3 protein-coding genes and 1 pseudogene are annotated in these 6,989 nt (G+C 42.5%); all 4 read right to left on the bottom strand.

The window, feature by feature from the left end:
* Positions 1-380: pseudogene (locus CV014_RS25385) on the bottom strand (S-layer family protein); the annotation flags it as partial.
* Between the two features lie 11 nt (positions 381-391).
* Complete coding sequence (locus CV014_RS25380; protein ID WP_236144553.1) at positions 392-1,768, bottom strand: filamentous hemagglutinin N-terminal domain-containing protein; 1,377 nt, start codon at positions 1,766-1,768, stop codon at positions 392-394.
* A gap of 86 nt (positions 1,769-1,854) precedes the next feature.
* Positions 1,855-4,320 carry a two-partner secretion domain-containing protein gene (locus CV014_RS25375; protein ID WP_236144552.1) on the bottom strand — a complete coding sequence of 822 codons (2,466 nt, stop codon included), beginning with the start codon at positions 4,318-4,320 and terminating at the stop codon, positions 1,855-1,857.
* A gap of 71 nt (positions 4,321-4,391) precedes the next feature.
* Positions 4,392-6,821 (bottom strand): beta strand repeat-containing protein, encoded by a 2,430-nt coding sequence (locus tag CV014_RS25370; protein WP_236144551.1) that lies wholly within the window; start codon positions 6,819-6,821, stop codon positions 4,392-4,394.
* Positions 6,822-6,989 lie beyond the last annotated feature (168 nt).

Raw genomic sequence — 6,989 nt, 5'->3', positions numbered from 1 at the left:
CCGTTAAACACACGTAAACTGTCTGCTGTCAAGTTAATTGTTCCACCTGAACCAACAGCACCATTGCCTATAGAAGCTGTAATACCCGTAATACTTTGACTATATCCATCAATTACCGGATTGCTAACTTGTATATCCCTAGCTCGAATATTAATGCTGCCAGCTGTACCATTTGCTCCTGATCTTTGGAATCCGAAGAATGTTTGAGAACCTGCTAGCTCACTAGTAATCGCCCCACCATTGGACACAATCAAACTGCCTGTATCTATAGTGATTTGCCCTCCTTGACCTGTAGTGCCAGCTTCCATTGAACTGAGGACGGCACTGGATATACCTCCACCGTAGATACCATCATAAAGACTAACTCCTCGAATTTCCAAACTCTCCTCAGCTAGAATAGCGACTTTTCCCGCTTGACCATTCCCCCTACAATACTGCTACTGATACGGCTACCATTGAGTAAGCGAATTCGTTGGGCAGCAACAGTAACTTGTCCACTCTGATTGTTACTCCCAGCGACAATTAAACTGCCAATCGAATCGACAACAGGTCCAACAAAATTTTCGTATCCTACCAGATGTATATCAGTAGCACGAACGGTGATATCTCCTGTTCTAGAGTTATCGCCAGAAGTTGCGGATTGAAGCCAAGTACCATTAGCTAACCGTAAGCTTCCGGTTTCAATCGTGACATCGCCTGCTCGTCCTGTTGCTCTTGGCCCTGGAAGCGGAAGCACTCCAAATGTATTTCCTACAGAAGTTTTGATACCAGAAAAGAATGGTTGATTGGGAGCGGAAACACCTAGCAGATCAACAAAATCTCTAGTTTGGACAGTAATGCCCTGACCTTGGCCAGCAAAGGTACTAGAAACAATATTAGAACCATCCTGCACAGTCAAACCACGTCCACGGATGTTAATTGCTCCTCCGTTAATTCCACTTGCATCGATTAAGGAAATTTGTTGGAGTGTAATCGTCCCCCAGTTTGCTGTAGTTGTGGGACTAGTGAGTTGCCAGGGTGTTTGATTATTGATCGCTATTTGAGCATTCTGCACTGCCCATAACTCAATTTGCCCGTCGGAGGCAGAGATATTGGCACTATCCACATTGATCTGACTACCTACCAAGGCTAAAGTCTGATTTGGAACTAATGACAGTGTGGGTGTTCTTAACAAGGAGTTGGTTGTGATTGGCCCTTGCACAGTAATGGAACCAGCATTACTACCTAGTTGTAGCCCCACGGGTACACTCATAGTTAATAAGGGTGGTGTGGTAGTTTGGGTAGCATCAAACTTAAAGCCGTCAGCAAATCTAATACTGTCAGCAGTCGTAGCCACAAATGAGCCACTGATATTGAGACTAGCTTGAGGCCCAAAAACTATCCCACTAGGATTAAGGAGAAACAGACTAACAGCATTGCTGCCTGATGGAATAATTTGAATTTTGCCCTCAATCTGAGAAATGTTGCCACCAGTAACTCGACTAAATATAGTGGTTATATTTGTTGTATCCGTCAAGTCAAATTTGGCTAAACCATCTGTAGGAACGGAAAATTCACTAAAACTGTGAAATAAATTACTTCCAGCTTGACTACCACGATTGATGGTAAATTGATTCCCATCTTTGATCACTTCGGTATTGAAGCTACCATCTGGAGTGATTTGAGCGTTAGCACAACCATTCCACAACAAGATGAATACCGATGGTAGTAGTATGATTCCCGTTGAGATTCGAGTCACAAAATCTAAGCAAACAGATAGCTTTTTCATTACATTGTCTCGATTTATACCCAGCTTATTATGCCCAGAATCCTCCAATTTTAAACATTTGTAAAGGGAAAATATTGGGAGGCGAATTACCTTGGAGAGAAAGCAGTACAGGTTAATGGTGATGAGTTGGGTGTGATAGATGAGATGGCAACTAATTCCACTTTCCCTTGAGCATTACGATGCCAAGAAGTTGCTTGGATGAGAATTTGTGGCTGTGTGGGTATTTGTGCTTGGATTTGTGGTCTGGTTTGGAATGCAGATATACTGCGGATATCTGACCAGGTGCGATCGCTCTTCACTTCCTGCATGGGATTTTGCGGTATTCCACCCCTGCCTGTGGCGATAAAACTACTACCACTCGTATCAGCACAGCCTGTAGCTATTTGTTGGGAAGAGTCGGTGACATTCTCCGGTAATTCCACTAAACCGGAATTAGGGTCAACACTGACATTATTAATTTGGACTGTACCACTGATACCAAATTGCGAACTAGCGGTAATATCACTTTCGAGAGTTTCGCCATCACGATATTTCACACCAAAAATCCCTTGAGTCCCAATGGCAATATTCCCACCCCGTCCTTGAAATGCACTGGCAATAATGTCGCTGTTACCTGTGGCCACAATCAAGGGAGCATTTAACTTAATATCTCCCCCATTTCCCATTTCACCGGCGGTTGCAGTAATCCTGCTTTGATTTTGCAGCAATAGAACATCTCCCACATGAAGATCAATATTTCCGCCTTCTCCCGCTTTAGTGGATGCCGAAATACTCCCTTGATTACTTAAAGTTAATCGATTAGTTTGGATAGTCAGTTTTCCTGCATTGCCTAACACTTGGTTAGCGACAAAAACAGTTCCACTATCGCGAATGTTCAGAGTTGGTGTGTTAATTGTGACTTGACCCGCGTTAGCCTGAGAATCAGGAATTGGTCTGACATCATATATTCTGGCAACAGCACCAATGTAACTTGGATTACTGCTATTTTTAACACCGCTTATATCAATGGATTCAGAAGCATTGATCAAAAGATTACCTGCATTACCTCGATGTAACGCAGACACTGAAACAACCCCCCCGTCCTGAATTGAGAGGGTACGAGTATCAAGATTAAGATTGCCGGCATTACCAGCACCTAATGAATTAGCCGAGATCAAACTCACTAAACTGGGGTCATCCCCTGTACCAAAACTTGATACCCGAACCGCATCAGCTTTAACAAACGCATTGCCTCCAGACCCTGTGCTAAATACTCTTGTACCAACATAGCCTCCACCAACTACGGTCAAATTTTGGGAGTTGAGAAGCAAATTTCCCCCTTGTCCAGAGCCATAGGTTGCAGCCACCAGCACAGCAGATATAGGCACAGGAGAAGTTTTACTTCCAGGAAGAATCCCACCTACCAAAATGTTGTCAGCATTGACCGTAATGCTACCACCTGGAGCAGCCGTAAAGTTGCGCGTCACAACATACCCACCTTGATCGATTGTTAGATTGGGTGTTGTGAGTATAATATTTCCCCCAGCACCTCTGCCAAGTGTTTCATTTATTAATCCACTGGAGCTTTGAAAATCTGACGACATTCCAAGTATATTCACGGATTCTGTCGCTGTTACCTTGATATCCCCAGCTTGTTGACTGCCCAGATTCTGCACAGCCACAATTGAACCGTCACGCAAACTCACTTGCTTCCCTTGTAACTGTACTGCTCCCGAACTTAACCCCTGCACAGATGCTAAGGATCGCTTTGTCATCTGCACATTACCAAAGCTGGTTGCATTTGGATAACTCAGAGAAAATCCCTGAGAATTGGAAGTCAAGCTGACAGTCCCATCTGTCACACCGCCTAATTCAATTCTGCCTCCTGGAGCGACTACCACACCGCCATCTAGAGCAACATTACCTCCAACCAACGCCAAAGTCTTACCAGGAAGCACCCGTAACCCATTATTCCCCGTTAAGCCAGATACAATTGAGAAACCACTCAAGACTGTTGCTCGTCCTGCTCCTTGCAGTCCAATGTCACCGGCATTTTTCCCCATTTGCAAACCGACAGGTGTACTCATCAACAACAAGGGCGGATTGCTAGGATTCACCGCACTAAATTCTACTCCATCGGCAAAATTAATACTATTGGCTGTTGTGCCGACAAAAGAACCACCAATATTTAACCTGGCATTTTGCCCAAACATGATGCCGGCTGGGTTGAGTAAGAATAAATTGGCACTTCCATTCGCACTGATAGAACCTTCAATTTGGGAAGCATTACCACCTGTTACCCGACTAAATATATTTTGAATATCAGCCGCATTTTGAAATGATGCCGAGCCGTTGTTGGAAACTGAGAATTGGCTGAAGCTATGGAATAAATTATTACCAACACGAGTGCCGTTAGTAATGATGTAATTATTAGTACCGCTTACAGAAGTATTGAGGGTGTTATCAGGTGTTACTTGCGCCTGTACATTAATGTTGCCAATAACTAAGATGTAAATTGCACCCAGTAAGCTGAGGTTGGCGGAAGTTACTTTCATCACTCTCTTTATCATCATTTACCTTGCGTCTATTTTTCCCAAAGTAAATTTTGATATTGAAGTGGCTATGTAATTTTACAATGAATTTTTCAGCTTTTATTAACAGCAGCACAAGTTAATGATGGTTGTAAATTCACAGAAGATTTATCGGCAATTAATTCAATTTGTCCTTGGGTGTTACGATGCCAGGAAGTAGCTTGGATGGGGATTGGTGGCTGTGTGGGTGTTTGTGCTTGAACTTGTGATGTGTTGGGGAATGCAGAGATGTCACGAATATCAGACCAAGTGCGATCGCTCTTCACTTCCTGCATGGGATTTTGCGGTATACCACCCCTACCTGTAGCGATAAAACTACTACCTTGATTCCTAGTACAACCGCTAGCTATTTGCTGTGATTGATCAGTGACATTCGTAGGTAATTCCACTACACCAGCATTCGGGTCAACACCAATAGTATCAACACTAACTATACCGTTAACCCCAAATTGCGAACTGGCGGTAATGTCATTTTCTGAAGTCAGTTGCTGACGGAATTCTAATCCTAAAAGACTCTGAGTCCGAATGTTAATATTACCACCTTTGCCTTGAAAGGCATTGGCAATGATATCACTGTTTTCCCAGCCAAACATGACCGGTGCATTAATGGTAATATTGCCTCCATGACCGTTACCTTGTGCTGTGGAGGTAATTTGGCTGCGATCGCGCAATCTTAAAGAGTTACCCACTTGTAAATCAATGTTGCCACCATTCCCAGATGCTGTTCTGGCCTCAATGAAAGCTTGATTTTGTAATTGGATAGTATTGGCATTAATTTTGAGACTACCACCATCACCAGTACCTTGATTAGTCACACTCACAGTTCCTTGATTCTTCAAAATGAGGTTTGGTGTTGTCACGTTGACGGTGCCAGCATCAGCAGTCAACTTATATTCTGTTAGCCCAAATAACTTCTGTAATACTGAGTTGAGAATCAGAGCAGAGGAGTTAATAGCACTCGGTGTTAATGGATTGTAGCCATTAACCTCCACAGATTCGCTAGCATTGATCTTCACATCCCCGGCATGACCGATAAAATATGAACTTGTGCCGAGCGAGGCACCATCTATGACTTTTAACCTGGCAGTATCTATGGTTAAGTTGTTAGCATTGCCAACATTAAAGGTGACTGAGGCGATTCTTGTACCGAAGGGAGAACTATTACTACTCTGCACAGTGGTATCTTGGTTGCGAACTACAATTTCACCACTAGAACCAACACCCCGCGATACAGACGACACTCCGCCACCATAAGATACAAGTAAACTATCACCCTGAACAAAAATATTACCTGCATTACCAGAACCAAATGTAGTGGTATTAATAAAACTGCCACTGGAGTTGAGGGTTGATAGGCCTGATATTTCTACATTTTTGGCATTAACCTGGATATTCCCACTGTTAGATACTCCATAAGTGTTACTACTTAATATCCCTCCATCGTAGAGATTGAGTTTAGGGGTAATAACATTGATATTGCTACCAGTTCCCTGGTTCCAGGTTTCACTCCGCACCCCACTGACTGCACCAATGAGATTAATGCTTTCGGTTGCTTGAAGATGCAAGTTGCCGCCAGGGAGATTACCTTGATTTTGTGCTAGTAACAGTGAGCCGTCGGTAAATTGAATCTGTTTACCTTGTATCTGCACAGAGCCGGCATTCACTCCACTCACATCTATGAGGGATTTTTGGGCAATTTGAATATCCGCAAAGTTTTTTACGTTTCCGTATTCCAATCTATACCCTTGATGTGTTGATATCAGGTCAACAAATTCTGAGCTACCCACGCTACCCAACTCAATGTTACCTGTTTCAGATGTTAGGGTTGCTCCATTTAAATTCAGATTACCACCCACCAAGGCCAGGGTTTTTCCTGGTTCTACTTTTATTTGTGTTGAACTAGGCGTGTGAATAATGGGAGAGAGTATATTAGTGATATTTAAGCTATATCCTGTACCTTGCACAGTAATTGTTCCTGGATTTTGTCCCATTTGCAAGCCAATGGGTACACTCATCGTTAACAATGGTGACGTATCGAGGCTATTTGCTCTAAATTCCGTTCCCTCTACAAATTTAATACTATTGGCTGTTGTGGCGACAAATGATCCTTTAATATCCAATTTGGCTTGTTGCCCAAAAATAATCCCAGATGGGTTGATTAAAAATAAATTGGCACTCCCATTGGTACTGATTAAACCATCGATGCGGGAAATATCACCACCAGTTACCCGACTAAAAATATTTTGAATATCAGTTGCATTGTGAAATGATACCGAACCGTTAATAGGCACGGAGAATTGGCTGAAACTATGAAATAAATTATTCTCCACACGAGTGCCGTTAGTGATGATGTAATCACCACTACCACTGACATCAGTCTTCAGAGTGTGATCAGAAATTACCTGAGCGTAAACACTTTTGTTTTCAATAGCAGATGTCAAGATAATACTGATGAGTATAGAGGCAGTAAAAGTCAATTTCATTAAACTGAATGAGTCAACCTTGTATTACGTATTTATTGTTCCCTTGTCAGTTTTTTTTATACTTTATATTTACAAAGATTAACTTTTGCAGAAGTTCAAGTAATAGCCCAGTACAAAAATTATGACCCGTCGTAAATACCTGAAAAAGTTGGAGATTTGAACCTCTGC

This window comes from Nostoc sp. CMAA1605 (assembly GCF_021596505.1).
Taxonomy (GTDB): domain Bacteria; phylum Cyanobacteriota; class Cyanobacteriia; order Cyanobacteriales; family Nostocaceae; genus Trichormus.
Note: the sequence above shows the minus strand (reverse complement) of the source record. Positions and strands in the feature narration are given on the sequence as shown.